Source organism: Sinorhizobium psoraleae (assembly GCF_013283645.1).
Classification (GTDB): Bacteria; Pseudomonadota; Alphaproteobacteria; order Rhizobiales; family Rhizobiaceae; genus Sinorhizobium; species Sinorhizobium psoraleae.
Genome location: NZ_JABEKV010000002.1, coordinates 156,643 through 183,401 on the forward strand (window position 1 = coordinate 156,643; position 26,759 = coordinate 183,401).

The 26,759-nt window shown below is 61.9% G+C and carries 21 protein-coding genes; 10 read left to right on the forward strand and 11 right to left on the reverse strand.

What is annotated here, in order from left to right; translation table 11 throughout:
• Window positions 1-99 precede the first annotated feature (99 nt).
• Window positions 100-480, reverse strand: coding sequence for a rhodanese-like domain-containing protein (locus ILFOPFJJ_RS09585; protein WP_173510334.1), 381 nt, complete (start codon window positions 478-480; stop codon window positions 100-102).
• Between the two features lie 192 nt (window positions 481-672).
• The gene (gene aspS, locus ILFOPFJJ_RS09590) at window positions 673-2,460 is read right to left on the reverse strand and encodes an aspartate--tRNA ligase (RefSeq protein WP_173510335.1); all 1,788 of its coding nucleotides are present in this window, start codon (window positions 2,458-2,460) and stop codon (window positions 673-675) included.
• Window positions 2,461-2,760: 300 nt separating this feature from the next.
• Here aspS and ILFOPFJJ_RS09595 point away from each other — a divergent pair, with 300 nt between their 5' ends.
• From ILFOPFJJ_RS09595 to ILFOPFJJ_RS09610, 4 genes are all read left to right on the forward strand, one after another.
• Window positions 2,761-3,999 (forward strand): MFS transporter, encoded by a 1,239-nt coding sequence (locus tag ILFOPFJJ_RS09595; RefSeq protein ID WP_173510336.1) that lies wholly within the window; start codon window positions 2,761-2,763, stop codon window positions 3,997-3,999.
• 98 nt (window positions 4,000-4,097) lie between these two features.
• Window positions 4,098-5,498, forward strand: a complete 1,401-nt coding sequence (locus ILFOPFJJ_RS09600; protein WP_173510337.1) for a multicopper oxidase family protein — start codon at window positions 4,098-4,100, stop codon at window positions 5,496-5,498.
• Between the two features lie 79 nt (window positions 5,499-5,577).
• The gene (gene rnd / locus ILFOPFJJ_RS09605) at window positions 5,578-6,729 is read left to right on the forward strand and encodes a ribonuclease D (protein WP_173510338.1); all 1,152 of its coding nucleotides are present in this window, start codon (window positions 5,578-5,580) and stop codon (window positions 6,727-6,729) included.
• Window positions 6,730-7,053: 324 nt separating this feature from the next.
• On the forward strand, window positions 7,054-8,115 hold the full coding sequence (locus tag ILFOPFJJ_RS09610) for an adenylate/guanylate cyclase domain-containing protein (RefSeq protein WP_173510339.1): 1,062 nt from the start codon (window positions 7,054-7,056) through the stop codon (window positions 8,113-8,115).
• Here ILFOPFJJ_RS09610 and ILFOPFJJ_RS09615 read toward each other — a convergent pair.
• Window positions 8,087-8,494, reverse strand: a complete 408-nt coding sequence (locus tag ILFOPFJJ_RS09615) for a DUF2000 family protein (protein ID WP_173510340.1) — start codon at window positions 8,492-8,494, stop codon at window positions 8,087-8,089. The two genes, ILFOPFJJ_RS09610 and ILFOPFJJ_RS09615, sit on opposite strands and share 29 nt — an antisense overlap.
• A 185-nt stretch (window positions 8,495-8,679) precedes the next feature.
• On the opposite strand from ILFOPFJJ_RS09615, the gene ILFOPFJJ_RS09620 reads away from it, so the two are divergent.
• Window positions 8,680-10,038, forward strand: a complete 1,359-nt coding sequence (locus ILFOPFJJ_RS09620; RefSeq protein WP_173510341.1) for an esterase-like activity of phytase family protein — start codon at window positions 8,680-8,682, stop codon at window positions 10,036-10,038.
• A 61-nt stretch (window positions 10,039-10,099) separates the two neighbouring features.
• Here the strand turns inward: ILFOPFJJ_RS09620 and ppx are convergent, their stop codons facing one another.
• The 4 genes from ppx to ILFOPFJJ_RS09640 form a co-directional block, all read right to left on the reverse strand.
• The gene (gene ppx, locus ILFOPFJJ_RS09625) at window positions 10,100-11,623 is read right to left on the reverse strand and encodes an exopolyphosphatase (protein ID WP_173510342.1); all 1,524 of its coding nucleotides are present in this window, start codon (window positions 11,621-11,623) and stop codon (window positions 10,100-10,102) included.
• Window positions 11,624-11,634: 11 nt separating this feature from the next.
• Window positions 11,635-13,821, reverse strand: a complete 2,187-nt coding sequence (locus tag ILFOPFJJ_RS09630; protein WP_173510343.1) for an RNA degradosome polyphosphate kinase — start codon at window positions 13,819-13,821, stop codon at window positions 11,635-11,637.
• A 64-nt stretch (window positions 13,822-13,885) separates the two neighbouring features.
• A complete protein-coding gene (gene hdaA / locus ILFOPFJJ_RS09635; RefSeq protein WP_173510344.1) occupies window positions 13,886-14,575 on the reverse strand; it encodes a DnaA regulatory inactivator HdaA in 690 nt (229 codons plus the stop codon).
• Window positions 14,576-14,600: 25 nt separating this feature from the next.
• Complete coding sequence (locus tag ILFOPFJJ_RS09640) at window positions 14,601-15,722, reverse strand: AI-2E family transporter (RefSeq protein WP_173510345.1); 1,122 nt, start codon at window positions 15,720-15,722, stop codon at window positions 14,601-14,603.
• A 252-nt stretch (window positions 15,723-15,974) separates the two neighbouring features.
• Between ILFOPFJJ_RS09640 and purM the strand changes: the two genes are divergently transcribed.
• Together purM and purN are read left to right on the forward strand one after the other, a co-directional pair.
• On the forward strand, window positions 15,975-17,045 hold the full coding sequence (gene purM, locus ILFOPFJJ_RS09645; RefSeq protein WP_173510346.1) for a phosphoribosylformylglycinamidine cyclo-ligase: 1,071 nt from the start codon (window positions 15,975-15,977) through the stop codon (window positions 17,043-17,045).
• Window positions 17,042-17,704 carry a phosphoribosylglycinamide formyltransferase gene (purN, locus tag ILFOPFJJ_RS09650; protein WP_173510347.1) on the forward strand — a complete coding sequence of 221 codons (663 nt, stop codon included), beginning with the start codon at window positions 17,042-17,044 and terminating at the stop codon, window positions 17,702-17,704. Before purM ends, purN begins: the two co-directional genes overlap by 4 nt.
• Before the next feature lie 22 nt (window positions 17,705-17,726).
• Here purN and ILFOPFJJ_RS09655 read toward each other — a convergent pair whose 3' ends face one another.
• The 4 genes from ILFOPFJJ_RS09655 to ILFOPFJJ_RS09670 form a co-directional block, all read right to left on the reverse strand.
• Window positions 17,727-19,109 (reverse strand): virulence factor family protein, encoded by a 1,383-nt coding sequence (locus tag ILFOPFJJ_RS09655; protein ID WP_173510348.1) that lies wholly within the window; start codon window positions 19,107-19,109, stop codon window positions 17,727-17,729.
• On the reverse strand, window positions 19,106-21,718 hold the full coding sequence (gene mprF / locus ILFOPFJJ_RS09660) for a bifunctional lysylphosphatidylglycerol flippase/synthetase MprF (RefSeq protein WP_173510349.1): 2,613 nt from the start codon (window positions 21,716-21,718) through the stop codon (window positions 19,106-19,108). The genes ILFOPFJJ_RS09655 and mprF overlap by 4 nt, the downstream gene beginning before the upstream one ends.
• Before the next feature lie 104 nt (window positions 21,719-21,822).
• Window positions 21,823-22,419 carry an NUDIX domain-containing protein gene (locus ILFOPFJJ_RS09665; protein ID WP_173510350.1) on the reverse strand — a complete coding sequence of 199 codons (597 nt, stop codon included), beginning with the start codon at window positions 22,417-22,419 and terminating at the stop codon, window positions 21,823-21,825.
• 66 nt (window positions 22,420-22,485) lie between these two features.
• The gene (locus tag ILFOPFJJ_RS09670; protein WP_173511473.1) at window positions 22,486-24,618 is read right to left on the reverse strand and encodes a molybdopterin-containing oxidoreductase family protein; all 2,133 of its coding nucleotides are present in this window, start codon (window positions 24,616-24,618) and stop codon (window positions 22,486-22,488) included.
• A gap of 68 nt (window positions 24,619-24,686) precedes the next feature.
• On the opposite strand from ILFOPFJJ_RS09670, the gene ILFOPFJJ_RS09675 reads away from it, so the two are divergent.
• From ILFOPFJJ_RS09675 to ILFOPFJJ_RS09685, 3 genes are read left to right on the forward strand one after another with little or no spacing between them, the layout of a single operon-like run.
• Complete coding sequence (locus ILFOPFJJ_RS09675) at window positions 24,687-25,556, forward strand: 23S rRNA (adenine(2030)-N(6))-methyltransferase RlmJ (protein WP_173510351.1); 870 nt, start codon at window positions 24,687-24,689, stop codon at window positions 25,554-25,556.
• Window positions 25,557-25,607: 51 nt separating this feature from the next.
• Window positions 25,608-26,039 carry a hypothetical protein gene (locus ILFOPFJJ_RS09680; RefSeq protein WP_173510352.1) on the forward strand — a complete coding sequence of 144 codons (432 nt, stop codon included), beginning with the start codon at window positions 25,608-25,610 and terminating at the stop codon, window positions 26,037-26,039.
• Entirely contained in the window at window positions 26,036-26,749 is a 714-nt protein-coding gene (locus ILFOPFJJ_RS09685) for a ribonuclease T2 family protein (RefSeq protein ID WP_376741400.1), read from the forward strand. The genes ILFOPFJJ_RS09680 and ILFOPFJJ_RS09685 overlap by 4 nt, the downstream gene beginning before the upstream one ends.
• Window positions 26,750-26,759: the final 10 nt, after the last annotated feature.

The window sequence follows — 26,759 nt, forward strand, 5'->3', positions numbered from 1 at the left end:
CTGGGGCGCAGCCGCGTCCCAGCGCCGTCAGGCCCGAGGTGCGACGGCTCCCGACGAAGCGCAGCGCCTCAATCTCTGCGGTTTATCGATTGACGCGCCTCAAGCGGGCTCCGTGTCGATACCCGCCTCGACCAGTTCCTTGAAGCCGCCGATGTTGAATACGGCCGTATAGCCCATGTCCTGAAGCGTTTTGCCCGCTAGGGCCGAACGGCCGCCGGATGCACAATGGAGAAGGACCGTCTTGTCCTTTTGGAAGGCGGGGTTGTGATATTGGCTCTCCGGGTCTGCGCGAAATTCCAGCATTCCCCGCGACACGTTCACCGCACCCTTGATCTTTCCGGTTTGCTGGACTTCCGTCGGATCGCGGACGTCCACTATGAGCACATCACCAGAGCGCATCTTCTCGGCGGCCTCGGTGGGAGATAATTTTTGGACCGCGCTATTTGCTTCCGCGAGCAGGTCCTTGACGTTCTTCGCCATCGTCCCCTCCATCCAACACGCTGCGACAGAGCAGCGAACAAAGGAAACGCCTTGAAGGAAATCCTGTCAAGGCGGGCAACGGGACCGTGCAGCTGACTGCAGGCAGCTAGTGCAAGCATCAATGGATGTTTGCTCCACCATAGAAAAACCCGGCGATAGAGACCGCCGGGTTATTTTCATGCCTTGGAAACTTCAATCTTTCTTCTGCGGGATCGGACGGATCGCCAGTTCACGCAGTTGCGCGGGTGTCGCCGGCGACGGCGCGCCCATCAAGAGGTCGACGGCCTGCTGGTTCATCGGGAAGAGCGAGATCTCGCGCAGGTTCTTGGCGCCGACCAGGAGCATGACGATGCGGTCGATGCCGAACGCCATACCGCCGTGTGGCGGAGCACCGTACTGGAAGGCACGGTAGAGACCGCCGAACTGCTCCTCGACTTCCTGCTGGGATTTGCCCGTCAACTCGAAGGCCTTGACCATCAGTTCCGGCAATTGGTTACGGATCGATCCGGACGCAATCTCGAAGCCATTGCAGACCATGTCGTACTGGTAGGCCTTGATGGAGAGCGGATCGTCGCCGTTCAATGCCTCCAGACCACCCTGCGGCATCGAGAAGGGGTTGTGAGCGAAATCGATCTTCTTCTCTTCTTCCAGCCATTCGTAGAACGGGAAGTCGACAATCCAGCACAGCTCGAAGCGGTCGCGGTCGACGAGGTTCAGTTCCTCGCCGGCCCTCGTCCGGGCTTCGCCGGCAAACTTGTAGAACTTGGCGGGCTCGCCGGCGACGAAGAAGCAGGCATCGCCATCCTCGAGACCAAGCTGCGTTCGGATCGCCTCGGTGCGTCCTTCGCCGATGTTCTTGGCGAGAGGGCCGGCGCCTTCGAGCTTTTCACCCTCCTTGCGCCAGAAGATATATCCGAGGCCCGGCTGGCCCTGGCTCTGGGCCCAGGCGTTCATGCGGTCGCAGAAGGCCCTCGAGCCACCGGTCTTGGCGGGGATCGCCCAGACCTCGACCCGCGGGTTGGATGCGATCATGTTGGCGAAGACCTTGAAGCCCGAACCGGCAAAGTGCTCGGTCACGCTCTGCATCTCGATCGGGTTTCTAAGGTCCGGCTTGTCGGAACCATACTTGCGGATCGCCGTGTCATAAGGAATGCGCGGGAACTTGTCCGTCACTGGCTTGCCGCCGGCGAAATCGGTGAAGATGGCTCGGATCATCGGCTCCATCGTGTCCCATACGTCTTCCTGCTCGACAAAGCTCATTTCGAGATCGAGCTGGTAGAACTCGCCCGGCAGCCGGTCGGCGCGCGGATCCTCGTCGCGGAAGCAGGGAGCGATCTGGAAATAGCGGTCGAAGCCTGCGACCATCAGAAGCTGCTTGTACTGCTGCGGCGCCTGCGGCAACGCGTAAAAGTTCCCCGGATGAATGCGGCTCGGCACCAGGAAGTCACGCGCGCCTTCCGGCGACGACGCCGTCAGGATCGGCGTCGTATACTCGGTGAAGCCAATCTCGCTCATGCCCCGGCGCATGGCCGAAATGATCTCGGTGCGCTTGACGATGTTGCGATGCAGCGTCTCGCGGCGCAGATCCAGGAAGCGGTATTTCAGGCGCACATCTTCCGGATAATCCGGCTCGCCGAAGACCGGCAGCGGCAATTCCTTGGCCGCCGACAGGACTTCGATCTCGCGGGCATAGAGCTCGATCTCGCCAGTCGGCATGTTCTTGTTGACGGTTTCGTCGGTGCGGGCCTTCACCGTTCCGTCGATGCGGATAACCCATTCGCCGCGCACGGTTTCGGCCGTCTTGAAGGCTGGAGAATCCGGATCGGCGACGACCTGGGTCATGCCATAGTGATCGCGCAGGTCGATGAACAGCACGCCGCCATGATCGCGGACGCGGTGAACCCAGCCGGAGAGGCGAACGGTGGAGCCGACATCCGACTTGCGGAGAGCGGCACAGGTGTGGCTGCGGTAACGGTGCATCGTCTAATCCTGGAATTGCAGAAAACCACGCAGGCTCGCTTACGGCGCGCGGCATGGTCAAAATCGGGCGGAAAAGCGCATGATGCGCCGGTTTTGTCAAGGCCGCGACGTGTGTCGCGGCGACAAGAGTCATGAACGGACGCTCCCCTGTCGTGGTGAGCTTTGCGAGCCATGTGGCGCAAAAAGAAGGCAAAAGGCCACAAATTGCTACTGTCCCTGGCTGCAAACCGCCGCTAAACAAGGAGCAAGCCGGTATTTCCCTTTAAGTCGCGGCCGCCATCCGGATGCTTCCAGCCCCCAATGTCCCAGATCCGCCCGCTCATCCCGCTTCTCGTCACCGCAGGCATTCTCATCGGCGGTAACGGTTTGCAGGGGACTTTCATTTCGCTGCGCGCGCTCGAGGAGGGATTCTCGACTTCGCTGATCGGCCTTGTCGGCGCCGGCTACAATATCGGCTTTGCCATCGGCTGCATCTATGTCACCCGCATCCTTCGGGCAATCGGCCATATCCGCACGTTCTCGGCGATGGCCGCGATCGCGTCCGCGACGGCGATCTCGATGGTGCTGCTCATCGACCCGTGGTTCTGGTTCCTGATGCGGCTTCTTGCCGGGATCTGTTTCGCGAGCCTTTTTGCGACCGTCGAAAGTTGGCTGAACGCCAGCGTCACCAACGCCAACCGGGCACGCACGCTTTCCGTTTACCGGCTGGTCGACCTCGGCTCCGTCACCGCCGCACAATATTTGATTCCGGGTGTCGGTATCGGCGGGTTCGAGCTTTTCGCAATCATCTCGATGGCGCTGACACTCTCGCTCGTGCCGATATCCTTTGCCGACCGGTCAAGTCCCGTGGCCCCGGAAGCGATCCGATTCAACGTCCGGGCGCTGTGGAACATCTCACCGCTCGCGACGGTCGGCTGTATCGTCGTCGGCCTTACGAACGCGGCCTTCCGCTCGCTGGGGCCGATCTATGCGCAGGGCATCGGCCTCTCCGTCACCGCGATCGCGACTTTCATGAGCGCGGGCATCATCGGCGGCGTGGTGCTGCAATATCCGCTCGGGCACTATTCAGACCAAGTCGACCGGCGCCTGATCATCCTGATCGCCACGCTTGGCTCGCTTCTGGCCGGACTTTTTCTCGCCTTCGGCGCGGGCAGCGACGAGTGGCTGAATTTTGCCGGCATCTTCGCCTTCGGCGCCTTCGCGATGCCGCTCTACTCGCTCTGTTCGGCGCACGCCAACGACCATGCGGCCGAGGGGCAGCATGCGCTGGTCTCCGCAGGCATGCTCTTCTTCTGGTCGCTCGGCGCGATCATCGGCCCACTCTTCGCCTCCTTCATGCTCGACCTCTTCGGACCGCAGGCGCTCTTCACCTATACCGCCGCAATCCTCGCCCTTTTCATGCTCTACACGCTCCGGCGCATGACGGCACGCGGGCCGGTCCCGGCGGAAGAGCGCGCGATGCCGTTTCGCAATCTCCTGCGGACGTCGTCCTTCTTCAACAAGCTTGCCGGCGGTCAGCAGCGAGAGGACGCGCGGTAGCGACAGCTGCGGCAAGATGACCTTTCGGGCGAATTGCTGATTATGAAAATCAGGTTTAGAAACGCTCCGATCGCTTATCCGCACCACGGGACGTCATGATGCCGATGTTCAGCCGCCGAACGTTTCTCCAGGGCTCGGCCGCGCTTGGAGGCGCCTTCGCCTTGGGTGCCGGCATTGCCGCACGCGCCGGCGCCACTCCCTATCCGCAAATCCTGACGGCGCAATTCGCGGATGTGAGGATCGCAGCCGATGGCGTGACGCCGAAAATCATGACCTACGGCCTCGATGATGCCCCCCACGGCGGCATGCCTCCGGTCTTAAGAATGCGCAAGGGAGAAGCCTACGCGGCAAGACTGGTGAACCGTCTCGACGAACCAACCACGGTCCATTGGCACGGCTTGAGGATTGCCAATGCGATGGACGGCGTGCCGGAGATAACCCAGCCCTACGTCTATCCCGGCGACACTTTCGACTATGTCTTCACGCCGCCCGATGCGGGCACGTTCTGGTACCACCCGCATTGCAACACGCTCACACAGATTGGACGGGGGCTCGCGGGCGTTGTCGTGGTCGAGAACCCCGAGGACCCGGCCTTCGATGCCGAAATTGTCCTCAATCTCCGTGACTGGCGGCTCGGCGCAGGCGGCAAGTTCATCGATCCGTTCAAGCCCCGCGATGCGGCGCGGGGTGGCACCTATGGCACGGTGAGGACGACGAACTGGCAGCGCCAACCGACCATTGAGGGGCCTGCCGGCGGTCTCGTCCGGGTGAGGATTGCCGCCACCGACGTCACGCGCATCTACACGCTGGCGCTCGAAGGCGCGGCGGCGAAGGTAATAGCCCTCGACGGCAATCCCGTCGAAGATCCCTTCCCGCTCGATCGCATCGACATCGGACCAGGGCAGCGCGTCGATCTCGCCGTCCGAATGCCGGAGAGCGAGGGCCAAGGAGCAATGCTCGGCAATTTCCGCGGGTCGCAGCCCTGGGCCATCGCAACGTTCCGGGCGACCGGAACCTCGCTGAAGCGCGACCTGCGCGACATCGCTCCCCTGCCCGCCAATCCGATTGCGGAAGCCGACCTTTCGACGGCCAAACGAATACCGATCGACCTGACGGCGACGGCCGAACACAAGGCGACAGCCTCGATTTGCGGCTCGCTCGGCTATACCTTCTGGGCAATCAACAAGGTTCCGTGGCCGGGAGACACGCCAGACCCGATCGCGCCGATCGAGGAACTGAAGCTCGGCAGGAGCTACGTGCTGCAGATTTCCAATCGCACGCCGCACGCGCATCCGATCCATCTGCACGGCCTGAGCTTCCGCATTCTCACCTCCAACAAGCGGAGCTTCCTGCCGCCGCCGACGGACACAATCCTGCTCCTTCCGGACGAACAGGCGGAAGTAGCGCTGGTTGCGGACAATCCCGGCGATTGGGTGATCCACTGCCACGTCATCGAACATCAGAAGACTGGCATGACCGGATATTTCAAGGTGGTCTGACAATTTCGATTGTGACAACAGCCGCGAAACGATACACGGGAGGGTAAGCCGCATTTCCGCCATAGTGATTAAAAACCTGATGATTCAAGCGACAGTAGATTTAGAGGCCGCCTGCAAACAGTTGGCCCAGTCAAGTTATATTACGATCGACACTGAATTCCTGCGCGAAACAACGTTCTGGCCGGAGCTCTGCCTTATCCAGATGGCGAGCCCAGACCTCGCCGTCATCGTGGACCCGATGGCGCCCGGAATCGACCTCTCGCCGTTCTTCGAACTCATGGGCAATTCGGACGTCGTCAAGGTCTTTCACGCAGCCCGCCAGGACATCGAGATCATCCATCATCTCGGCAACCTTATTCCACATCCGCTCTTCGACACCCAGGTGGCGGCAATGGTCTGCGGCTTCGGTGACAGCGTCTCCTACGACCAGTTGGTCAACCGCATCAAGAACGAGCAGATCGACAAGTCTTCGCGCTTTACCGATTGGAGCCGCCGACCGCTCACGGACAAGCAGCTCGACTACGCACTCGCCGACGTCACGCATCTGAGGGATATCTACCACTATCTGACAGCAGAGCTCGCGCGCGAGGGCCGCTCGTCGTGGTTGGCCGAGGAGATGGCGATCCTGGAGAGCCGGGAAACCTATGACCTCCATCCGGACAATGCCTGGCAGCGGCTGAAGATGCGCGTCAAGAAGCCGATCGAACTGGCGGTGCTGCAGAAGGTGGCGGCCTGGCGAGAACGCGAGGCGCGCACGCGCAACGTTCCGCGTGGACGGATACTCAAGGACGATGCGATCTACGAGATCGCGCAGCAGCAGCCCAAGGATGCCGAGGCGCTGGGACGGCTCAGAACCGTCCCCAAGGGGTGGGAACGCTCCAACGCAGGCACGGCCGTCGTCGAGGCCGTGAACGAGGCACTTGCGATTCCGAAACCGGAACTGCCGCGCCTGCCCCGCCAGAACCATGCGCCCGAGGGTGCTGCGGCAGCGGGCGAAATGCTGAAGGTCCTTCTGAAGCTCATCGCGGAAAAGGAAGGCGTCGCCGCGAAGATCATCGCCAATAGCGAAGACCTCGACCGCATCGCCGCCGAAGGCGAAAAGGCCGACGTCGCGGCGCTGAAAGGCTGGCGGCGCGAGCTCTTCGGCGAAACGGCGCTGAAGCTCATCAATGGCGAGGTGGCCCTCCGCTTCGTCGACAAGAAGATCGAAGCGATGGAAATCGGCGGCTGAGAGCGAGCCGGATCGCCCATCGCAGTTGTTGCCCCTCACCCTAACCCTCTCCTGCCGTCAGGGAGAGGGGACTTGGGCAGCGCGACATTCCCCTTCTCCTCGTCAAAACGCCGAGAAGTCGCGGCAGCGGAATGAGGGGGCGAACGCGGAAAACGACTCATGCAAACGGACGGTGCCTCTGGGGCCAGGAGCCTTCCGTTTGAATCCGGCACCGGCGAAGACAAAACCCGAGGCTGATCCCAAGATCAGGTGTCTCAACGCATTGCGGACCGGCGTCCGATCCGCGATTGTCCTGTGTATTTTCCGATTCCGAGGCCTCCGTAAATGCGCTGGCGATTCTCCACGCTCGAGTTGATCCTGCTGCTCCTTGTCGTCGCCGGCAGCGGTGTGGCCTATGCCTGGGTCGTTTACGGCGACGGCGGCCTGATCGGTGCAACCTATGCGCTATTCAGTTGCATGCCGATCCTCGCCTTCGAACGGCGCATCATTTTCCGGCGCCTTTACAGGAAGATCCACAGCCTTGCGACACCGGGCTTTCTTCTCTCTTCCATTGCGGTCTATTTCGCGCTCGTCAATGTCGGTTTTGCGGCCGCAGGCTTGCTGCTGCGACTGGCAGGCCATCCCGGGGAGATGATCCCATCGCTGAACGTGCTCCTCGTCGCATTGGCAATCTCCGGTCCGATCATCTTCGTCTTGCGGGTGCGGGAACTGCTTGGCCGCGACGTCTTCCTGAACCTGCTCACCGGACGCTACCGCAAGCCGATTCAGGAAGAGCGCGTGTTCCTTTTCGTCGACCTCGCTGGCTCCACGTCCTTCGCCGAGCGGTTCGGCGATCTCAAGACGCAGGAATATCTGGGAAGGGTCTTTGCCACCATGGCCGATCCGGTGCTGCGCTATGGCGGCTCGATCGACGACTATATCGGCGATGCGGCGGTGATCACCTGGCCGTTCGACCGCGCCATTGCCGACGCCGCCTGTATTCGTTGCGTGTTCGACATTCTTGACCAGATCGACGCGGATGCTCACCGGTGGCGCAAGGAATACGGCGAGGTTCCGAGCCTTCGCGCCGCATTGCATGGCGGAACGATCGTTGCCGCCGAGATCGGCGTCGACAAACACAAGATCACCTATTTCGGCGACACGGTGAACACCACGGCGCGCCTCGAAGGCTTTTGCCGGACCTTCGATCGACATGTTCTGATTTCTTCCGACCTTCTCAGACGGATGCGGCTGCCGGCCTTCGTGCGCAGCGAAGACCTCGGCGAACAGGAGGTCAAAGGCCGCGGTCAGAAACTCGGCGTTTTCGCTCTTCGCGTTGGCGGCCTGACCCACGGCGGGGCAACGTCTTCCGCCGAAGCTAACCGTGTAGCTTTGCCCCCTTCGTGATCTTGTCGACGAGCTTCTTCTCTGCGTGGATCGCGATGCCCGCCACCTTGGCATTATCGGGCGCTGATCTCGAAAAGACTTCCCGGTTGGCCGCATCGTGCCCGGTCGTGAACATTTCGTCGACATAGAGCGACGTGCGGACCTCCCTTTCCAACGCGCGTCGCTGAATGTTGCCAAGGGTGACCCCGTCTGCCGACAGCACGATGATCGGCTGGATGCTGAGCGCGTTATAGATATTACCGGCAGCATCGCGATATGCCTCGCCGATAACGTCCGGCTTCTGCCCGACAATGCCCGTCGAGAGAAAGGCGGTGACGTTCAGCTTCTGCCATAGGGCGAGGTCGTCCCGCAGGATGATTGCAAATTTCGTCTCGAACATTTGTGACCACTCATCTCCATTCTTCCCGACAATGCTAACGCCCGAAGCGGCTGCCGATCTTGAACGTTCGAGCAGGATGCCAATGTCATCAAAGCTTCATCGGGCTGTCAGACAAGCATCAACCAGCCGTCATCAAAGGCGCCTATCGGGGACCGGTCTCAGACCTCCAACCCATGGTGAACTTCATGACGAAAGCACTTTTCGCCTCCGCGGCGCTGATTCTCGTGATGGCAACGACGGCGCACGCCGAGGAGAAAGCCTTTCCGGCGACACTCAAGGCGCATGCCGTCCTTCCCGCCAACACGATCATTGCTGCGCCGGCTGACGCTGCGGATCATCTCAAGACCTCGGGGAAATTCACGACTGCCGACCGGAAGCGTGCCGTGGAGCTCGGCAGCTTGGCCGGCAAGGACGGCGTTCGCCCGACCGGATTGTCGCTGCCTTTCAACGGTCAGCCGATGCAGGGCTTTTCCGGCATCAAGACGATGCCGGACGGTACCTTCTGGAGCCTTTCCGACAATGGTTTCGGCAACAAGCTGAACTCGACCGACGCCATGCTGATGCTTCACCAAGTGAAGATCGACTGGGACGCCGGCAAGGTCGAAGCGCTGCAAACCGTCTTCCTGTCCGACCCTGACCGCAAGGCTCCCTTCCCGATCGTCATGGAAGGCTCGTCCAACCGCTATCTCACCGGCGCCGATTTCGATGTGGAATCGATCCAGCCGGTCGCCGACGGCTTCTGGGTCGGTGAAGAGTTCGGTCCCCACATCCTGAAATTCGACACGGCCGGCAAACTGACCGATGTCGTCCCCACCGTTGTCGATGGCAAGTCGGTCATGTCTCCTGACAATCCCACGCTGACCCTGCAGGCGGACCCGTCCAAGAAAATGCCGGCCTTCAACCTGAAGCGTTCCGGCGGCTACGAGGGCCTGGCGATGTCCAAGGACGGCAGCAAGCTTTACGGCCTGCTCGAAGGGCCGATCTGGACCGACAGTGAATCGGTCGAGCAGGCAGAAGGCAGGCCGACGCTGCGGATTATCGAACTCGACGTCGCGAGCAAGGCTTGGACCGGGCGCAGCTGGCTCTATCCGCTCGCCGAGGGCGGCGAGGCGATCGGCGACTTCAACATGCTCGACGAGACGACCGCGCTGGTCATCGAGCGTGACAACGGGGCCGGCACTGTCGAGAAGGCGTGCGCAGACCCGAAGGATCCGAAGCCCGACTGCTTCGCGGTCGGCTCCAAGCTCAAGCGCATCTACAAGATCGAGATGACCGACGAAAACGCCGGCAAGGCCGTGCGCAAGATCGGCTACATCGATCTCCTCAAAATCGCCGATCCGGAAAACCGGAAGCGTCAGGGCGGCGGCGACGGCTACTACGACATGCCTTTCGTCACCATCGAGAATGTCGACCGCGTTGACGACGCGCATATCATCGTCGGCAACGACAACAACCTGCCCTTCTCCGCCGGCCGCGCCATCGACAAGGCGGACGACAATGAGTTCGTGCTGCTCGAAGTCGGCGAGTTCCTGAAAGCCGAATGATCCGAAGGCGGCTGCGCGATCGAAGCGCAGCCGCCTCTCCGCAGGCTGCTGCTTTGGCTGGTCAGTGCTCGAAATGGAAGGTGAGCTTCTTTCCCGTCAGTTTGCTGAGTTGCTGGAGACGGCCGTCCAGCCGTTCGCCCTCGAAGTCGGAATAGGCCGCCGGGATGACGAATTCGAGGTCGACATCCGGGCGCGGCGATCGCCGCAAGCCAAGGTGGCGCGTTACACCCGGCATCGATGCCGAGAAAAGATAGGCGACGCGCAGGAGTCCGCCCAGCAGTTTGGCGAGTTCCAGCAACCGCGGCGTCGTGATGCCCGCGAGGGGCTCTGTGGCGCCGTCGTCGTTGAGGCCTTCGAAACGGTAATAGTTCGCGAGCGCGATATAGGCCCGGCCGGCATGCGTAATGCCGGAAAAGGACGAATGCGCAATGATGTTCAATGCCTGCAGGCCGCGATAGTCCGGATGGGCACGCCAACTGATGTCGGCGAGCAGGCAGGCGGCCTGGCGGTATCGGCTTTCCTCTTCCGTCTCCTCCACACCGAAATGCGGCACCATGCGCCCGGTCCATTCCGCAAGTTCGCGCGCATGTTCCGGCGAGCGGGCACGCAGGATCGCGATCTCGTCGGCGGCCGTCAACAACGGGTCCTGCACACGCTCGGCCTCGGAAAGCAGTGAGAAAAGATACCCTTCGCGGACGCCGAGCGCGGAGAAGGAGATTCGCTCCGGCTTCATGATCGAAAGCGCTTCGTGCATCGTCACGGCGCCGAAGGGCAGCAGGCTGCGGCGGCTCTTCGAGATCGTCGCGTAGGCGGCAGGCTTGATGTTCTTCGGCTCGATCACCTCCAGAAGGAGAGAAATCGCCTCGTCGTAGGAAATCTCGTAGCCCTGCATCATATGCAGCGGGTAGTCGCGCGCTTCCATATGAAGCTTGGCGATGGATCGCCATGTACCGCCAACGGCATAGAACGTGCGTCCCGCGCCGCCCTTCAGTACGGCCGCGTCCCTCATGAACTTGCGCACCCATGTCCGCGCCTTGGGTAGCGAACCATTGCTGTGTTCAAAGAGACGGATGCCGCCGAGCGGCAGGGTAATGCCTTTGCCGATGCGTTTGCCGTCGACGTCGACAAGCTCGAGGGAACCGCCGCCGAGGTCACCGACGATCCCGTCAGGATCGTGATAGCCGCTGACGATGCCCATGGCCGAGAAATAGGCCTCCTCTTCGCCGCTGAGGATGCGAACCTTGCATGCGAGGATGGCCTCGGCCTTTTCGATGAAAGACGGGCCGTTGGAAGCTTCGCGCGCGGCGGCCGTCGCCAGCGCGTACATCGTGGTGGCGCGAGCCTGATCGGACAGTGCGCGAAAACGGTGCAACGCCCTTAGAGCCCGCTCAACGTTCTCCTCCGCCATCCGGCCGGTCGCATCGATGCCCTTGCCGAGGCCGCACATCACCTTTTCGTTGAAAAGAACCGCGGGCGAGCGGCTCAGCCCCTCGTAAATGACAAGGCGAATAGAGTTGGAACCGATATCCACAACGGAGACCGGGCGGATGCCGGGCAAACGCCCCTGCGCTTCAGATTCTACCATGCAATTCCAGTTTACTTGCGCCAACCGCTTTTCCAGCCGGCAATCAGCTTTGGTGCACTGGATTTCAGAGCCTCACCCCGGCCCGAGAGGCTGGGGTTGGTCATGAAATAATGCTGCGCATTGAACGGCTCGGCATCCTTGCCGACTTCCATCCGACGCGACGTACCGTCCGGAAGGATCTCGTAGCTCTGCTGGTTGTCGATGAGATTGCCCAGCATGATCTGCGAAAGAACCTGTTCGTGCACAGTCCGGTTGATGAGAGGCACAAGCGTCTCGACCCGCCGGTCCAGATTGCGCGGCATCATATCCGCCGAGCCGATATAGACAAGTGCATTTTCGGACGGAAGGCCATGACCATTGCCGAAGCAGAATATGCGCGAATGCTCAAGGAAACGGCCGACGATCGACTTGACACGGATGTTGTCGGACAGGCCGGGCACCTGCGGACGCAGGCAGCAGATGCCGCGCACGACGAGATCGATTTCCACGCCGGCGCGACTGGCCTCGTAAAGCGAATCGATGATTTCCGGATCGACAAGCGAATTCATCTTCATCCAGATCGCAGCAGGACGGCCCGCCTTTGCATGCCCGATCTCTTCCTCGATATGCTTGAGGATTCGGGGGCGCAGCGTGTGCGGTGAGACCGCCAGCTTCATACCCGCTTCCGGCTCGCCGTAGCCGGTGATGAAATTGAAGATATTCGCCATGTCGTGGGCGATCACCGGATTGCAGGTGAAGAACGACAGGTCGGTGTAGATCTTTGCGGTGACCGGGTGGTAGTTGCCGGTGCCGAGGTGGCAATAGGTCCTGAGCTTGCCCTCTTCACGGCGCACGACCATCGACATCTTGGCATGCGTTTTCAGTTCGATGAAGCCGAAGACGACCTGAACGCCGGCACGCTCCAGGTCGCGCGCCCAGCGGATGTTCGCTTCTTCATCGAATCGCGCCTTGAGCTCAACAAGCGCCGTCACGGACTTGCCGGCTTCCGCGGCGTCGATCAACGCACGCACGATCGGGCTGTCGTTCGATGTGCGGTAAAGGGTCTGCTTGATTGCGAGCACGTCCGGATCGCGCGCTGCCTGCAGCAGGAACTGGACCACGACATCGAACGATTCGTAGGGGTGATGGACGACCATGTCCTTTTCGCGGATCGCCGCCAGGCAATCGCCCGCATGTTCGCGCACACGTTCTGGAAAGCGCGGATTGTAGGGCTCGAAGCGCAGATCTTCGCGTGGTGCCTTGGTGATTTCCGAGAGCGTGTTGAGTGCAAGGAGTCCGGGCAGAACCGCGATGCGGTTTTCAGGGACCCCGAGTTCCTGCACCACGAACTGGCGCAACGACGCGGGCATCTCGGAGTCCGTCTCGATGCGGATCACCGAACCACGACGCCGGCGCTTGAGCGCCGTCTCGAAGAATCGAACAAGGTCTTCTGCCTCTTCCTCCACTTCGATATCGCTGTCACGAATGATGCGGAAGGTGCCCGAACCCTGCACCTCGTAACCCGGGAACAGACGGTCGATAAACTGGCTGACCACGTCCTCGAGCGTGATGTAGCGGATGACGTTCTTCACATCCGGCAGTCGGACAAAACGGTCGAGCGCTACCGGAAGGCGCAACAGGGCCGTCATCGGCTCGCGGCCCGTCTTGCTGACGAGCTGGAGCCCGATCGAAAAGCCGAGATTGGGGATGAACGGGAAGGGATGCGCAGGATCGATCGACAGCGGCGTCAGCACCGGGAAGATGGACTGGTCGAATTCGTTGGCGAGCCAGCTGCGATCCTGCGCGGACAACGAAGCGGGGCGAACGATGAGGATGTCTTCCTTCGCGAGATATTGCTGCAGCACGGCGAGCGACGCCTGCTGCTCCATCTGAAGATTGTCGATTTCCTTGAGGATATCGTCGAGCTGTTCGGCCGGCGTCTTGCCGTCGGGGCTGCGAAGGACAATTCCCTGACGCACCTGGCCTTCGATACCGGCGACGCGAACCATGAAGAACTCGTCGAGGTTGGCGGCCGAAATCGACAGGAAGCGCACACGCTCCAACAAGGGATGCGCCGTGTTCAGCGTCTCCTCGAGGACACGGCGGTTGAATTGAAGCCAGGAGAATTCGCGATTGATGAACCGCTCGGGACTCGCCAGGAGGTCTATCTGCTCCGCAGGCGCCTCGAGTTCGGTGATTGCAGACGTCGCGTTATCCATGCCCATCAGACCCCATTACTCAAACTGCACGAGCTACCCCACTTTGACGACGGAACTGTGACAGTCAATCGGACAGGCGGGGATTTCCAAGCTCTGCCAGCACCTCCGCCGCCAGGCTGCGTGTCAGCCGTGTGCCACGGGCCAGCGCCAGGTGATCCAATCGCTCGACGATCGTCTGGGCGGCTTCCAGCGAGCGCTCCATGCGCGCCACGATATAACCGACGAGGCGCTCATCGACGAAAAGCTGGCGGTCGGCGAAAAGCTTGACGAGCACCTGCGTCAACAGCTCGTCGTCCGGCTCGCCGATTTCGACGACCGTCGCAGCCTTCAGGCGCGAGCGGAGATCAGGAAGCGTCACCGGCCACGACATGGGCCACAGGCGTGATGTCATCAGCAACGCGGTGCCGTGCTGGCGCACGCTGTTGATGACATGGAAGAGCGCCGTATCGTCAAATCCCTGGCGATCGGCATCCTCAAAGAGAACCGACTTGCTCGCCGCAATGGCGGCCGCATTCGAGCCGGCGACAGGATGGATCGCCTCGGCTCCCGCCTTTTCCCGCCAGATGCTGGCGAGGTGCGACTTCCCGGAGCCGACCGGCCCGGCGATGATGACCACCGGCGACGGCCAATCGGGCCAATGGTCGACGATGGCGATGGCCGCACTCAGCCGGTCGGAGACGAGCAGATCCTCGCGGCCGGTTGCCGGATCATGGCCGAAGGTGAGCGGCAATTGTTCGAACGGACGTCTTGTCATGCTGTACTCTGGACAATGGCGTGACTCAGCCGGGTTCATGGCCTTCCGGCTGCTTCTTCGCGGCTGTCCTATGCCCGTGATAGAGATCACTATCAAGGTACCGCTGTATGCCGAAGCGAACAAGGACCCCGATAGCGGCGGCGGCGGGCACGGCGACGAGAAGGCCGACGAAGCCGAACAGGGCGCCGAAGGCAAGCAGCGCGAACATCAGCCAGACAGGGTGAAGACCGACACTCTTGCCGACCAGTTTCGGCTGCAGGATGTTGCCTTCGAGGAACTGTCCACTGAAGAAGATAACCAGGACCAGCAGGATCATAATATAGTCCGGCCAGAATTGGACGAGCGCCACGCCGACAGCCAGCACGAGCCCCACCATCGAACCGACATAGGGGATGAAGCTTATCATGCCGGCGAAAAAGCCGATCAACAGCCCGAAATTGAGGCCGACGAGCGAAAGGCCGATGGCATAGTAGAGACCGAGGATGATGCACAGCGAACCCTGGCCGCGGACGAAGCCGGCAATGGTCGTGTTCATGTCACGGGCGATCTGGCGGACGACGTCGACATAGTCGCGCGGCACCCAGCTGTCGACCTTGTCGACCATGCGATCCCAGTCGAGCAGCAGATAGAACGCCACGACCGGAGTGATCACGAAGAGCGAAAGGATGTCCAGCAGCGCCATGCCGGAGTTCCACAATTGCTGGAACAGCGTACCGAGGAAGCTTGCACCCTGTTCAAGCAGCTTGGCCGAATTCTGCTTGATCGCCGTCATCTGACCCGCAAGCCAGTCCGGAAGCAGCGTCGATTGGCTATCCGTGATGAAGGCCTGAAGCCTGGCAATGTAGTCGGGCATCTTCTGAATGAAGTCGGCCGCTTGCGTGAAGATCAACGGGATGACGATCATCAGCGACAGCGCCAGGACGACAACAAAAGCGACAAGAATGACGATCGTCGCCATCAACCGGCTGAGGCCCAGACGCTGCAGCCGGTCGGCGACCGGATCGAGGAAATAGGCGAGTGCCATGCCGGCGAGGAACGGCAGCAGGATCGAACTGAAGAGCGTCAGGAAGGCGATGAAGCCGCCGAGCACCAGCAGCCAGAAGACGACCTGGCGCTTGAGACTCACACTGCTGACCTGACTGCCCATGGCGCTCCCCGTACCGCGTCGGGCGCAAGCGCGCCTCGCGTTCCATCCATGTGGACGAGATAGGGCGCGGCGCGCGCGCAGGTCAACCCCGGCGCCATTCAAACAGGGGAAATCGCCCCTCGCCGGCCGAAACGCGGTGGGGATGCGGGCAAAACGGCAAAAAAAGGCGGCAAGCACCGGCTGTTGGCTTGCACTCCTTGTCCCGCCGTGCCAATCGCATCCGCAATATGCGACGAGCCTTGGAGAATGAGCATGAGCCAGTCGGGCAAGAACGGCCTCACCTATAGCGACGCAGGCGTCGATATCGATGCCGGCAACCTGATGGTGGAGAAGATCAAACCCCATGTGCGCTCCACGCGGCGCCCGGGCGCCGATGGCGAGATCGGCGGTTTCGGCGGTCTCTTCGATCTCAAGGCTGCGGGCTTCACCGATCCGGTTCTGGTGGCCGCGAACGACGGCGTCGGCACCAAGCTCAAGATCGCGATCGATGCCAACAAGCACGACACCGTCGGCATCGATCTCGTCGCCATGTGCGTCAACGATCTTGTCGTACAGGGCGCGGAACCGCTGTTCTTCCTCGACTATTTCGCGACCGGCAAGCTCGATCCTGACCAGGGTGCCGCGATCGTCGCCGGCATTGCCGCTGGCTGCCGCGATGCGGGCTGCGCGCTGATCGGCGGCGAGACGGCCGAGATGCCGGGCATGTATTCCGGCGGCGACTACGACCTCGCCGGCTTCGCCGTCGGCGCGGCCGAGCGCGGCCAACTGCTGCCGGCGGGCGACATTGCCGAAGGCGATGTCATCCTCGGCCTCGCCTCCTCCGGCGTGCACTCGAACGGCTATTCGCTGGTGCGCAAGATCGTTGCGCTTTCGGGTCTGGCCTGGGACGCGCCGGCCCCCTTCGGCGAAGGCACGCTTGCCGATCTCCTGCTGACGCCGACCCGCATCTACGTGAAGCCGCTCCTGAAGGCGATCCGCGAGACCGGCGCCATCAAGGCACTCGCGCACATCACCGGCGGCGGGTTCCCCGAGAACATTCCGCGCGTTCTGCCGAAGCACCTCGCTGCAGAGATCGACCTTGACGCGATCAGATCGCCGGCGGTCTTCTCCTGGCTTGCCAAGACTGGCGGCGTTGCCGCCAATGAGATGCTGCGGACGTTCAACTGCGGCGTCGGCATGATTGCCGTCGTTCCGGCGGCGGAAGCAAAAAAGGTCGCGGCGGTACTTACCGGCGAAGGCGAGACGGTCTTCACACTCGGCCGCATGGTCGCGCGTGCCGAGGGCGCCGCGGGCACGATCTACAGGGGCAGCCTCTCTCTATGAGCGCGACGACGGCTAAGAAACGGGTCGTCGTCTTCATTTCCGGCGGCGGCTCGAACATGCTTTCGCTGGCAAAGGCAGCGGCGGAGCCGGACTTTCCGGCCGAAATCATCGCCGTGATCGCCGACAAGGCGGAAGCCGGCGGCCTGGCCAAGGCGGCAGCCCTCGGCATCCCGACATTTTCATTCGTCCGAAAAGACTTCGTCAGCAAGGAAGCGCACGAAGCCGCGATCCTCACCGAGCTCGATCGGCTTCACCCGGACATCGTCTGCCTCGCCGGTTACATGCGGCTGCTTTCGGCAACATTCATACAGCGTCACGAAGGCCGCATCCTCAATATTCATCCGTCGCTTCTGCCGCTGTTTCCCGGGCTCCATACGCATCAGCGCGCGATCGATGCCGGCATGAGGATTGCCGGCTGCACGGTTCATTTCGTGACCGAAGGCATGGATGATGGCCCGATCATCGCGCAAGCCGCGGTCCCGATCCTCGCCGGCGACACGGCGGAAACACTCGCCGCGCGCGTCTTGACCATCGAACACAAGACCTATCCGATGGCGTTGAGGCTCGTCGCCGAGGGCAAGGTCGAGATGAAAGGTGGGCGCTCCGCGAGTCATGCGGTCGGCGAGGCTTCGGGAATGCTCATTTCTCCTGCTATCTGACAGCCATTGTGGAATGCGAGCGTCACTTCGCCGCCGCGAGGCGGCGGTCGAGTGCGTCGAGCACGCGGCGTGTCAAGGTGGGATAGTCCTCGTCGAAATGGTGGCCGCCCTCAATGGCGACCACGTCGACGCCTGACGATTTCAGGTCCGGGCAAGCGTCGTCGTCCTCTTCGGTACCGTAGATGCATTGGACAAGCGACGGATCAATCGCCTTGATGTCATCGATCGGATCGCCGGCGTCTCCCTCACCCTTGGCGCCGAGCCAGCCGAGGACGGAAATCTTGAAATCGGCCTGATGCGAGAGTGCCATGAGGGTGACCTGGCGCACGCGCGCTCGATCGGCTGACGGAAGCAGGTTGTAGGTGCGCGGCAGGATATCGGCACCGAAGGAGTAGCCGATCAGCAGAACGTTTTGGACATTCCAGCGCTTACGATAGTAGGTGATGATCCTCGCCAGATCGTCGGCAGTCGCCTTCGGCTGGCGCTCGGACCAGAAATAGCGCAGCGAATCGACGCCCACGACCGGCACCCCCTGCTGCTGCAGGACGTTGCCGACCTCCCTGTCGATATCCCGCCAGCCACCATCGCCCGAATAGATCACGGCCATGGTGTCGCGCGCGGGCTTCGCGTCGAGGATCGTCAGCGGAAGCCCGAAAGGGTTGTCGCCTTCTCCACTCTCAGCCAACAATCCGGAAAGCGCATTCGAAAGCGCCGTATAGGCGTCGTCCCCCGTGTCTCGGGTTCCGATCTCCGGATGTCTAGCGATGAGCGTCGTCACATGATCCCGTCCTTCGGCTGAAGCGGCGGGAGAAAAGGCGACTGTCACTGGGTCGGGCAAAGATCCGTCGGTCAGGCCATAGACCATACGGTCGCCCTTTCGAACCTTCTCGGCCGGCGTACAGAGTTGCTTCGTCAATGCGATACCCTCTTCGGGATCGACTGCAAGCGTTTGACCAATGGTCGCGGCCGGAGATTGCGCAGCGATCGCCAGCGCCATCGCCCCGCCGGCGCCGACGCCCGCGACGACCGGCGGCTGATAGGCGCCGCTCTTGGCAGCGCGCTGGACCTGCTGGCTCAGCGATTCGATATCCGAGACCGTGTAGATGCAGTTGCCACCATCCTTCGCGAGCGAAGCGAGATAGGTCTTGAGGTCGATGCCGATGACCATCGCCTTTTCGCTTGCAAGCGCCCGCGCGACCCGCTCTTCCTTCGCGGTCCACCCGGCGGCATCCGAAAGGAGCACGACAACCGCAGAAGCCTTTTCCGCGGGGAACAGGATATGCGGCGACGGGATCATGCCGGTGTCAAAATTTTGCGCGTCCTGGGCTGACGAGGAAAAGGACGCTGCCGCTGCAATCAGCACGGCCGAAAGGACGGGCTTCCAGGTTTTTCGTATGCCGGTCATTTCCTTATCACTTCCTTGAGGCCGCCGCCGATGAGAAACGTTGCATCCATCAAAGCCAGGATCGGATTTAAACCGCCGCTCGCCACAAGGTAGCGCGGCTGCCAGCGCGGGTGGAACTTGGATTTGAAGGCGCGCAGGCCCTTGAAGTTGTAAAAGCGTTCGCCGTGCTCGAAGAACGCCCGGCCTGCCCGATCCCACACTGGCGCCACCCGGCGGGAAGACATGCCCGAGAGCGGCGCCATGCCGAGATTAAAGCGCCGGTAGCCTTGCGTCTTGAGGAATTCCATCAGTTGCACGAACAGGAAGTCCATCGAACCTTTGGGAGCATCCGGCGAGAAGCGCATCAGGTCGATCGACCCCTCCTCCTTCGTCACGGTCGTGAGAATGTTGGCGAAAGCGACGATGCGCCCGGCGCATTTAAGGATAGCGACAGGCTGCTCAGCCAGATAGTCGGGATCGAAGGCTCCGAGGGAAAAGCCCTTCTCTCGTGCGCTGTGATGTGCGAGCCAGGCGTCCGAAACTGCCGCGAGCTCCGGCAGAATCCCCGCTACTGCCTCGGGCTCGACGACGGTGAATTCCAGTCCGTCGCGCTGACCACGGCTTACCTGCTGGCGCAGGTTTGCCCATTTTCCGCCCTTCAATTCGAACCGTGTCAGATCGACCTCGGCGAGTTCGCCAAGTCGGAACGCCCGTAAGCCGGCGTCCGCATAATAGGCGAGCCCCAGTGGCGAAACCTGGTAGAAAACTGCCCTGCAGCCATTGGCGCGAGCGGTCTCTATGAACTGCCAGATGAGATCCGGCCAAGTCTCCACCGGGCCAACGGGATCGAAAAGGGCGATCCAGGAACGTGCCCGCTGGCCGTACATGATAAAGGCACGACCGTCGGAAGAGAACATGACGCTCTTGTCGCCCATCCGCACGAGATTGGCATCCGACATGTCCTGGTTCTCGACAATGGCGATCGCCCGCTCCAACGCCTCCTCCGAGGCAGGCTCCACTGCTGTCGTGGCCGGGCGCATCAGGCTCCAGATGGCGATGGCGCTCGCCCCGACCGTGACACCCAGGAACGCACGAAGTCCGCGCGGCGCTTCGGCGGAAAACTCGAACTGCCACCAGAGCTCGTGGCTATACTCGATATCGCGATACACGAAGAGCAGAACGACGAATGCCCCGAGGCAGATAACACCGATAGCCGTCAGCCACGGCAGCGTCAGCGCCTGACCGAACAGCCACGCAGGGCGGACGAAAAGCCGGCGGCTGACAAGCAGGCCGACGATGAAGAATGCGAGCATGCCGGCTTCCATCAACGCCACCGCCTTTAGCAACGACAGCAGCAGCGCCGCGACCGCGATCACGATCGAGGCCCACCAGGCGCCGTCGAGGCGCAGCGCCAATCCCCGCGCAATGATGACCAGTACCAGTCCGAGCAGGCTCGCGAGGAAATGCGCGCCTTCGACAAGTGGCAGCGAGACATAGCTGGAAAGGAACGCCAGGTTCTCGCTAGGCGTCGGCGTCACGCTCGACAGCACCAGCATGATGGCGAGCACGAGTGCGAGCGTTGCCAGAAGCAACGGAGCGATCCGGCCGCCTATGCGGCGCATGCTGGATGCCGCAGGATGGCCGGCGAGTTGACGAACTTCCATGCCAATGATCACGACAATCGCAATCAGCAGCGGCAGCACGTGATAGATCAATCGGTAAAGAACCAACGCGCCGAGAATTGTATCGACGTCAGCCGCACGGCCGAGCGTCGCGACTATTACCGTTTCGAAGACGCCGAGCCCTGCCGGCACGTGGCTGAGCACGCCGATGCCGACCGCCAATGAATAAACCGCCAGGAAGGCCGGCCAGCCAATTGTTCCCGATGGCAACAGCACGTAGAGAACGGTCGCGGATGCGGCAAGATCGAGCGCTGTTACCAGGAACTGACGGGAGGCCGTTCTGGAGTCCGGCAGGCGCAGGGTTATGCGGCCGACACGGATCTCACGGCCGTCGCGTGCCAAGATGAAGGCGGTTAACAGGACGCCTAACACGATGATGGCGATCATCCGCAGCCAGAACGGTTCAAGCCCAGTCAGCGGAGCCACGTATTCGCCGGCGGTGAGCACGCTGATGCACGTGACGGCCGCAAGACCAAGCCCGAAGGCAAGCGTCACGAACGCGACGACGCGGGCTATCTCTTCCGGCTCCAGGCCGAGCCGGGAATAGGACCGGTAGCGGATTGCGCCTCCGCTCAAAGGTCCGAAGCCGGCTGTGTTGCCGACGGCATAGGCACAGGCGGCCGTGAGCGCGATATCCGCATAGGGTAGCTTGCGCTTGACGTAGTCGAGCGCGGCGACGTCGTAGAAGGTCAGCGCAAGAAAGCTCAACGCCGTGAACAGAACTGCCGCGACGATCGAGATCCAACGCGTTTCGGCCAATGCTGACACGACGTCGTCGTAATGCACCTCAGCGGTCAGGTGGAAGACGGCGGCTCCGAAGAGCGCAATCATGAGAAGCGTGCCGACGGCGGAAAGAGAGCGCTGATTGCGCCTCAGAAACGGCCGCCACCCCGCTTCGTTCCTTTGCTCTTCATCGACTTCAGGCTCTGAGGCAGAGGGGGAGATCATGGCTCGCCCGTGTCCTTGTTAAAGACAACAGGGCTTTAGCCCACTCGAGCGCCATCAGAAAGTGAAATATCGGTAATGTACAATAACGGTGTTAAGTCAAACGGTTATGACGAAATAGAAGCTCGATTGAGCATCGCCCATTGCAGCAGCATGATGGTCTTCGCGTCGCAGATCTCGCCGGTGCCGATCATCGCCGCCGCTTTCTCAAAGGGAATCTCGAGAACTTCGATGTCTTCGCCCTCGTGGACCAGCCCGCCGCCTGCAGACACTTTCTTCGACGCGTCGATGAGTCCGACGAAAAAGCTCGTTCGTTCCGTCAGAGAGCCGGGGCTCATATAGGCGTCGAAGAGATGGGTGGCGCTTTCGATGAGGTAGCCGGTCTCCTCCATCGCTTCGCGGCAGATCGCCACTGCCGGCTCTTCGCCGTCGAGTAGGCCGGCCGGCGCTTCGATCAAATATCCCGGCTCGCCTTGCAGGAATACCGGAATGCGCAGCTGACGGACAAGGACGACCAGCTGCCGTTCCGGATCGAAGAGCAGGATCGTTGCGGCGCGACCATGATCATGGATCTCGCGGACCAGCCGGGCTGTTTGACCGTTGGACATTTCCTGTTCAAGCGTGACCTCTTCGAGGCTGATGAAGCCTTTCCAGAGGGTCTTGCGATCGATGATCCGGACGCGCGGGTCGGCATGCTTCGTCATGAGAGATCCTTGTTGACGAGGAATTCGGTTGCAGAATCTGACGAGCCGGAGCCGCTCGACTAATCTTCAGGCCCGACGCACCCAGACCCGGTTGTCGTGGAAGGCTGCGCCGCCGTAGGGCGCGACTGCATCGGCGCCGGTCAGGACATTGATCCCCTCGCCGTCCAGATGGGCTCCGTTCGGCCACAGCCCTTCGGCGATGACGACGCCGCGGCGTGCGCCTCCGCCGATCCTCGCGTGCAGCCGGATCTCGCCGCGATCATTGCCGAGCCTGACGACGTCGCCGTCGGCAATGCCGAGCGCGGCTGCGTCTTCCGTGTGGATCATGACTTCCGGTCGCCCCTCCTTCTGAATGGACGACGGCGTCTCGGCGAACGTCGAATTCAGGAACGACCGCGCCGGCGACGTCGCCAGTCTGTATGGATGGCGTTCGTCGGCCACTTCGATCAGCTCGACGTGATCAGGAAATTCCGGCAGCCTGCCGTGCGGGCCTTGCGGCCCCATCGATTTCGACGGACGGTTGGGCGCCGGCGTGCCGGTCCAATCGGCCTTGAAACGGAACTTGCCGTCCGGATGGCCGAAGCCGTTGAGAAAATGCGCCTCCTCGAAGGCCGGCTGGCAATCGAGCCACTTCTCCCGCTTCATCCGCTCGTAATCGATATCGTAGTTGGCGAGAAGCCGATCGATATGCTGCCGCTCCGTAAGGCCGAAGCCTGCGCGGTCGGATACACCGAGACGCTTCGCCAACTCCTCGATGACGAAGAGATTGGTGCGCACCGTCGGCGGCGGTTCGACGACCTTCGGTCCGATCAGAATGTGCTGGTGACCGCCGCCGCGATAAAGATCGTCGTGCTCCAGGAACATGGTCGCAGGCAGGACGATGTCCGCGAGCCGCGCGGTGTCGGTCATGAACTGCTCATGCACGGCAACGAAGAGGTCATCGCGCAGGAAGCCCTGCTTCACCAGCCGCTGCTCGGGCGCGACGTTGACGGGGTTGGTGTTCTGGATGAGAAGCGCGGTCACAGGCCCGCGATGGCGCAGTGCCTCGGCGTCGCCGGTCAGCACACGGCCGATCTGCGACTGGTCGAGCATGCGCACATCGGGATCGTGGTACGCGGAACCTACGAGCTCGCGCTTGTCCAGCTTGAAGATGTCGTTGTTCGAATGGAACGCGCCGCCGCCTTCATGCTTCCAGGAGCCGAGCACGGTGGCGACCGAAGCCGCCGCATGGATGGCGACGGAGCCGTTGCGCTGGCGGGTAAAGCCGTAGCCGAGGCGGAAGTATGTTTTCGGCGTCGTCCCGACGAGCTTGGCGAAGGCTTCGATTTCCTCCACCGGCAGGCCGGTGATAGCCGAAGCCCAGTCCGGGCCGCGTGTCTTGAGATGCGCTTCGAGGCCCGCGGGGTCATCAGCGAACTTCGCCATGTAGGCGCGATCGGCATAGCCGTCACGGAAGGCGATGTGCATGACGGCGCAGGCGAGCGCGGCATCGGTGCCCGGTTTCAGCACGAGCCCCATATCGGCTTGCTTGACGGTCGGGTTTTCGTAGACGTCGATGACGACGATCTTGGCGCCGCGATCCTTGCGCGCCTTGACCGCGTGGGTCATGACGTTGACCTGCGTCGCGACCGCATTGGTGCCCCAGATCACGACGCAGTCGGCCTTCGCCATTTCGCGCGGGTCGGGGCCGCGCAAGGCTCCCGTCGCCATGGTGAAGCCGGTCCAGGCCATGTTCGTACAGATCGAACCGAAGAACCCGGAATAGCGCTTGGCGTGACGCAGCCGTTCGATCGAATCGCGCTGGACCTGTCCCATCGTGCCTGCGTAGAAATAGGGCCAGATCGCCTCGGGACCGTGCTTCTGCTCGGCCTTGACGAACTGGTCAGCAATCTCATCGAGCGCCGCTTCCCAGGAAATCTCCTGCCAGCTTCCGTCGCCCTTGGCGCCGGCGCGGCGCTGCGGCACCATCAGTCGGCCGGGGTGGTAGATGCGCTCGGCGTAGCGCGCCACCTTGGCGCAGATGACGCCGGCGGTATAGCTGTTTCCGGCCGCGCCGCGCAGACGGCCGATCTGGCCTTCGGCCGTCAGGTCGACTTCAAGCGCACAGGCTGACGGACAGTCGTGCGGACAGACCGAATAGCCGATCGACTTTTCTGCTTTGATGGGGGTCGCAACGTTCATGGCTTTTCTATATGGCATCCGCTGGAGGGCAAAAAGCCCCATTCGCCATCCATCGAAACAATTGATCATAGCCATCGGCGGCGCTCATGAACTATCGGCACATCTATCACGCAGGCAATTTCGCCGACGTCCTGAAACATGCGGTGCTGGCGCGGCTCGTCACGTATCTCAAGCAAAAGGACAAGGCCTTCCGGGTGCTCGACACGCATGCCGGCATTGGGCTCTATGACCTTTCGAGCGAGGAAGCCCAGAAGACCGGAGAATGGCGAGACGGCATCGGCCGATTGCTCGACGCGCAGCTCCCTGCTCCGATCACCGCGATCCTCGAGCCCTATCTCTCGGCCGTTCGCGATGTCAATCCCGACGGCGGCCTCACTCACTATCCCGGTTCACCGAAGCTCGTCCGCATGCTGTTCCGCCCTCAGGACCGGCTTTCGGCGATGGAACTGCATCCGGACGACTACGAGACGCTGCACCGCCTGTTCGATGGCGACTTTCAAAGCCGCATCACGAACCTCGACGGCTGGCTGGCGCTTGGCGCTCACCTGCCACCGAAGGAAAAGCGTGGCCTCATTCTCGTCGATCCTCCGTTCGAGATCGAGGGCGAATACCAGCGGCTTGCCGAGGGACTCGCGAAAGGCTACCGCCGGTTTGCCGGAGGCACCTTCTGTCTCTGGTATCCGCTGAAGAAAGGCGCACCGATAAAGGATTTCCACGCGGCGTTGAAAGCGCTGGAGATTCCGAAAATGCTCTGCGTGGAACTCGCGGTGCGCAGCGGTCGCGACACCACGGGGCTTGCGGGATCGGGCCTGGTCATCGTCAACCCGCCCTTCACGTTGAAGAGTGAGCTCGATGTCCTGCTGCCCTTTCTGAAAACACATCTGGCTCAGGATCGCTTCGCGTCGGCCCGCTGCTTCTGGCTGCGCGGCGAAGCATCTCTCAACCCGGGGCCTTGACGGATCGATGGCGAACGCGTCAATCTCCTGAAAGGATTCAGGGAGATGGCCATGACTCGTACGCTTGCCGCATCGCTTCTACTCTCGTTTTCCCTCACCACCGCTGCTGCCGCCGCCGACTATATCGGGGAGCCTGCACCCCATGTAGCTTATGCTACCGGCGCCTGCAGCAACGCCTCCGTTTTGGGTTTCATCACCCGACGCTTCGACTACAAGGCCGCAAACTACCTTCATGCCAATCTCGCCATCGCCGAGATTCGCGACATGGGCCAAAATCGCTTCGAGCCGCGTGACTACACGCACCTCGTCGAGCGTGAATATTGCTATGCGACTGCCGTGATGACCGACGGCGTACGGCGTCCCCTCTGGTATCTGATCGAGCGACCGTGGGGCTTTGCCGGTGTCGGCAGGAGTATTGAGTTCTGCGTCGGCGGCCTCGATCCCTGGTATGTCTACGGCGCCCACTGCGCTTCGCTTCGTTGAGAGCGGCGAAGAGGCTGCTGCCGGCGCTCGTCGGCGTTCTGACGATCGCCGCCTGCAGCGATGAAGGTGCAGACAAAACCGCCCCGAATCCGGGGACCGGCGGGACGAAGACTGTTGCGGCAGTTCCGGTTCCCGTCGGTGGAGGCTTCGACTTTTACGTCCTGTCCCTGTCCTGGTCGCCCACCTGGTGCGGCAGCAACGATCCGTCCGGAAAATCTGATCAATGCGAGGCCGGCAGCCGTCGCGGCCTCATTGTGCACGGGCTCTGGCCACAGAATGAAAAGGGCTATCCGGAATATTGCCCGACCCGGCAATCGGACCGCGTACCGGAATCGCTCGGCCGGCAATATCTCGACCTCATTCCCTCAATGGGACTGATTGGCCATCAGTGGCGCAAGCACGGCACCTGCTCGGGCCTCAGCCAGGCGGACTATTTCGCCGTGGCGCGCGCCGCGCGCGAACGGCTCACGATCCCGCCGGAGTTGGCATCGACGGAAAAATCGCGCGATCTCCCGGTATCAGTGATCGAAGCCGCACTGATCGCGAAAAATCCCGGCATGACGCCGGAGACGATCGCTGTTACCTGCGAAGCCAGGCTTCTCGAAGAAATCAGAATCTGCTTCGACAAGACACTTAAATTCAGGGCATGCCCCGAAGTGGATCGCCAAGCCTGCAGAAGGGGCGCGGTTTCCCTTCCCCCTGCCCCATGACAACGGAAAG

What these genes read in the sequence shown, in the direction of transcription:
- ILFOPFJJ_RS09585 (WP_173510334.1), bottom strand. Translation starts at nt 480, where the DNA reads ATGGCGAAGAACGTCAAGGACCTGCTCGCGGAAGCAAATAGCGCGGTC.
- aspS (WP_173510335.1), bottom strand. Translation starts at nt 2,460, where the DNA reads ATGCACCGTTACCGCAGCCACACCTGTGCCGCTCTCCGCAAGTCGGAT.
- ILFOPFJJ_RS09595 (WP_173510336.1), top strand. Translation starts at nt 2,761, where the DNA reads ATGTCCCAGATCCGCCCGCTCATCCCGCTTCTCGTCACCGCAGGCATT.
- ILFOPFJJ_RS09600 (WP_173510337.1), top strand. Translation starts at nt 4,098, where the DNA reads ATGCCGATGTTCAGCCGCCGAACGTTTCTCCAGGGCTCGGCCGCGCTT.
- rnd (WP_173510338.1), top strand. Translation starts at nt 5,578, where the DNA reads ATGATTCAAGCGACAGTAGATTTAGAGGCCGCCTGCAAACAGTTGGCC.
- ILFOPFJJ_RS09610 (WP_173510339.1), top strand. Translation starts at nt 7,054, where the DNA reads ATGCGCTGGCGATTCTCCACGCTCGAGTTGATCCTGCTGCTCCTTGTC.
- ILFOPFJJ_RS09615 (WP_173510340.1), bottom strand. Translation starts at nt 8,494, where the DNA reads ATGTTCGAGACGAAATTTGCAATCATCCTGCGGGACGACCTCGCCCTA.
- ILFOPFJJ_RS09620 (WP_173510341.1), top strand. Translation starts at nt 8,680, where the DNA reads ATGACGAAAGCACTTTTCGCCTCCGCGGCGCTGATTCTCGTGATGGCA.
- ppx (WP_173510342.1), bottom strand. Translation starts at nt 11,623, where the DNA reads ATGGTAGAATCTGAAGCGCAGGGGCGTTTGCCCGGCATCCGCCCGGTC.
- ILFOPFJJ_RS09630 (WP_173510343.1), bottom strand. Translation starts at nt 13,821, where the DNA reads ATGGATAACGCGACGTCTGCAATCACCGAACTCGAGGCGCCTGCGGAG.
- hdaA (WP_173510344.1), bottom strand. Translation starts at nt 14,575, where the DNA reads ATGACAAGACGTCCGTTCGAACAATTGCCGCTCACCTTCGGCCATGAT.
- ILFOPFJJ_RS09640 (WP_173510345.1), bottom strand. Translation starts at nt 15,722, where the DNA reads ATGGGCAGTCAGGTCAGCAGTGTGAGTCTCAAGCGCCAGGTCGTCTTC.
- purM (WP_173510346.1), top strand. Translation starts at nt 15,975, where the DNA reads ATGAGCCAGTCGGGCAAGAACGGCCTCACCTATAGCGACGCAGGCGTC.
- purN (WP_173510347.1), top strand. Translation starts at nt 17,042, where the DNA reads ATGAGCGCGACGACGGCTAAGAAACGGGTCGTCGTCTTCATTTCCGGC.
- ILFOPFJJ_RS09655 (WP_173510348.1), bottom strand. Translation starts at nt 19,109, where the DNA reads ATGACCGGCATACGAAAAACCTGGAAGCCCGTCCTTTCGGCCGTGCTG.
- mprF (WP_173510349.1), bottom strand. Translation starts at nt 21,718, where the DNA reads ATGATCTCCCCCTCTGCCTCAGAGCCTGAAGTCGATGAAGAGCAAAGG.
- ILFOPFJJ_RS09665 (WP_173510350.1), bottom strand. Translation starts at nt 22,419, where the DNA reads ATGACGAAGCATGCCGACCCGCGCGTCCGGATCATCGATCGCAAGACC.
- ILFOPFJJ_RS09670 (WP_173511473.1), bottom strand. Translation starts at nt 24,618, where the DNA reads ATGCCATATAGAAAAGCCATGAACGTTGCGACCCCCATCAAAGCAGAA.
- ILFOPFJJ_RS09675 (WP_173510351.1), top strand. Translation starts at nt 24,687, where the DNA reads ATGAACTATCGGCACATCTATCACGCAGGCAATTTCGCCGACGTCCTG.
- ILFOPFJJ_RS09680 (WP_173510352.1), top strand. Translation starts at nt 25,608, where the DNA reads ATGACTCGTACGCTTGCCGCATCGCTTCTACTCTCGTTTTCCCTCACC.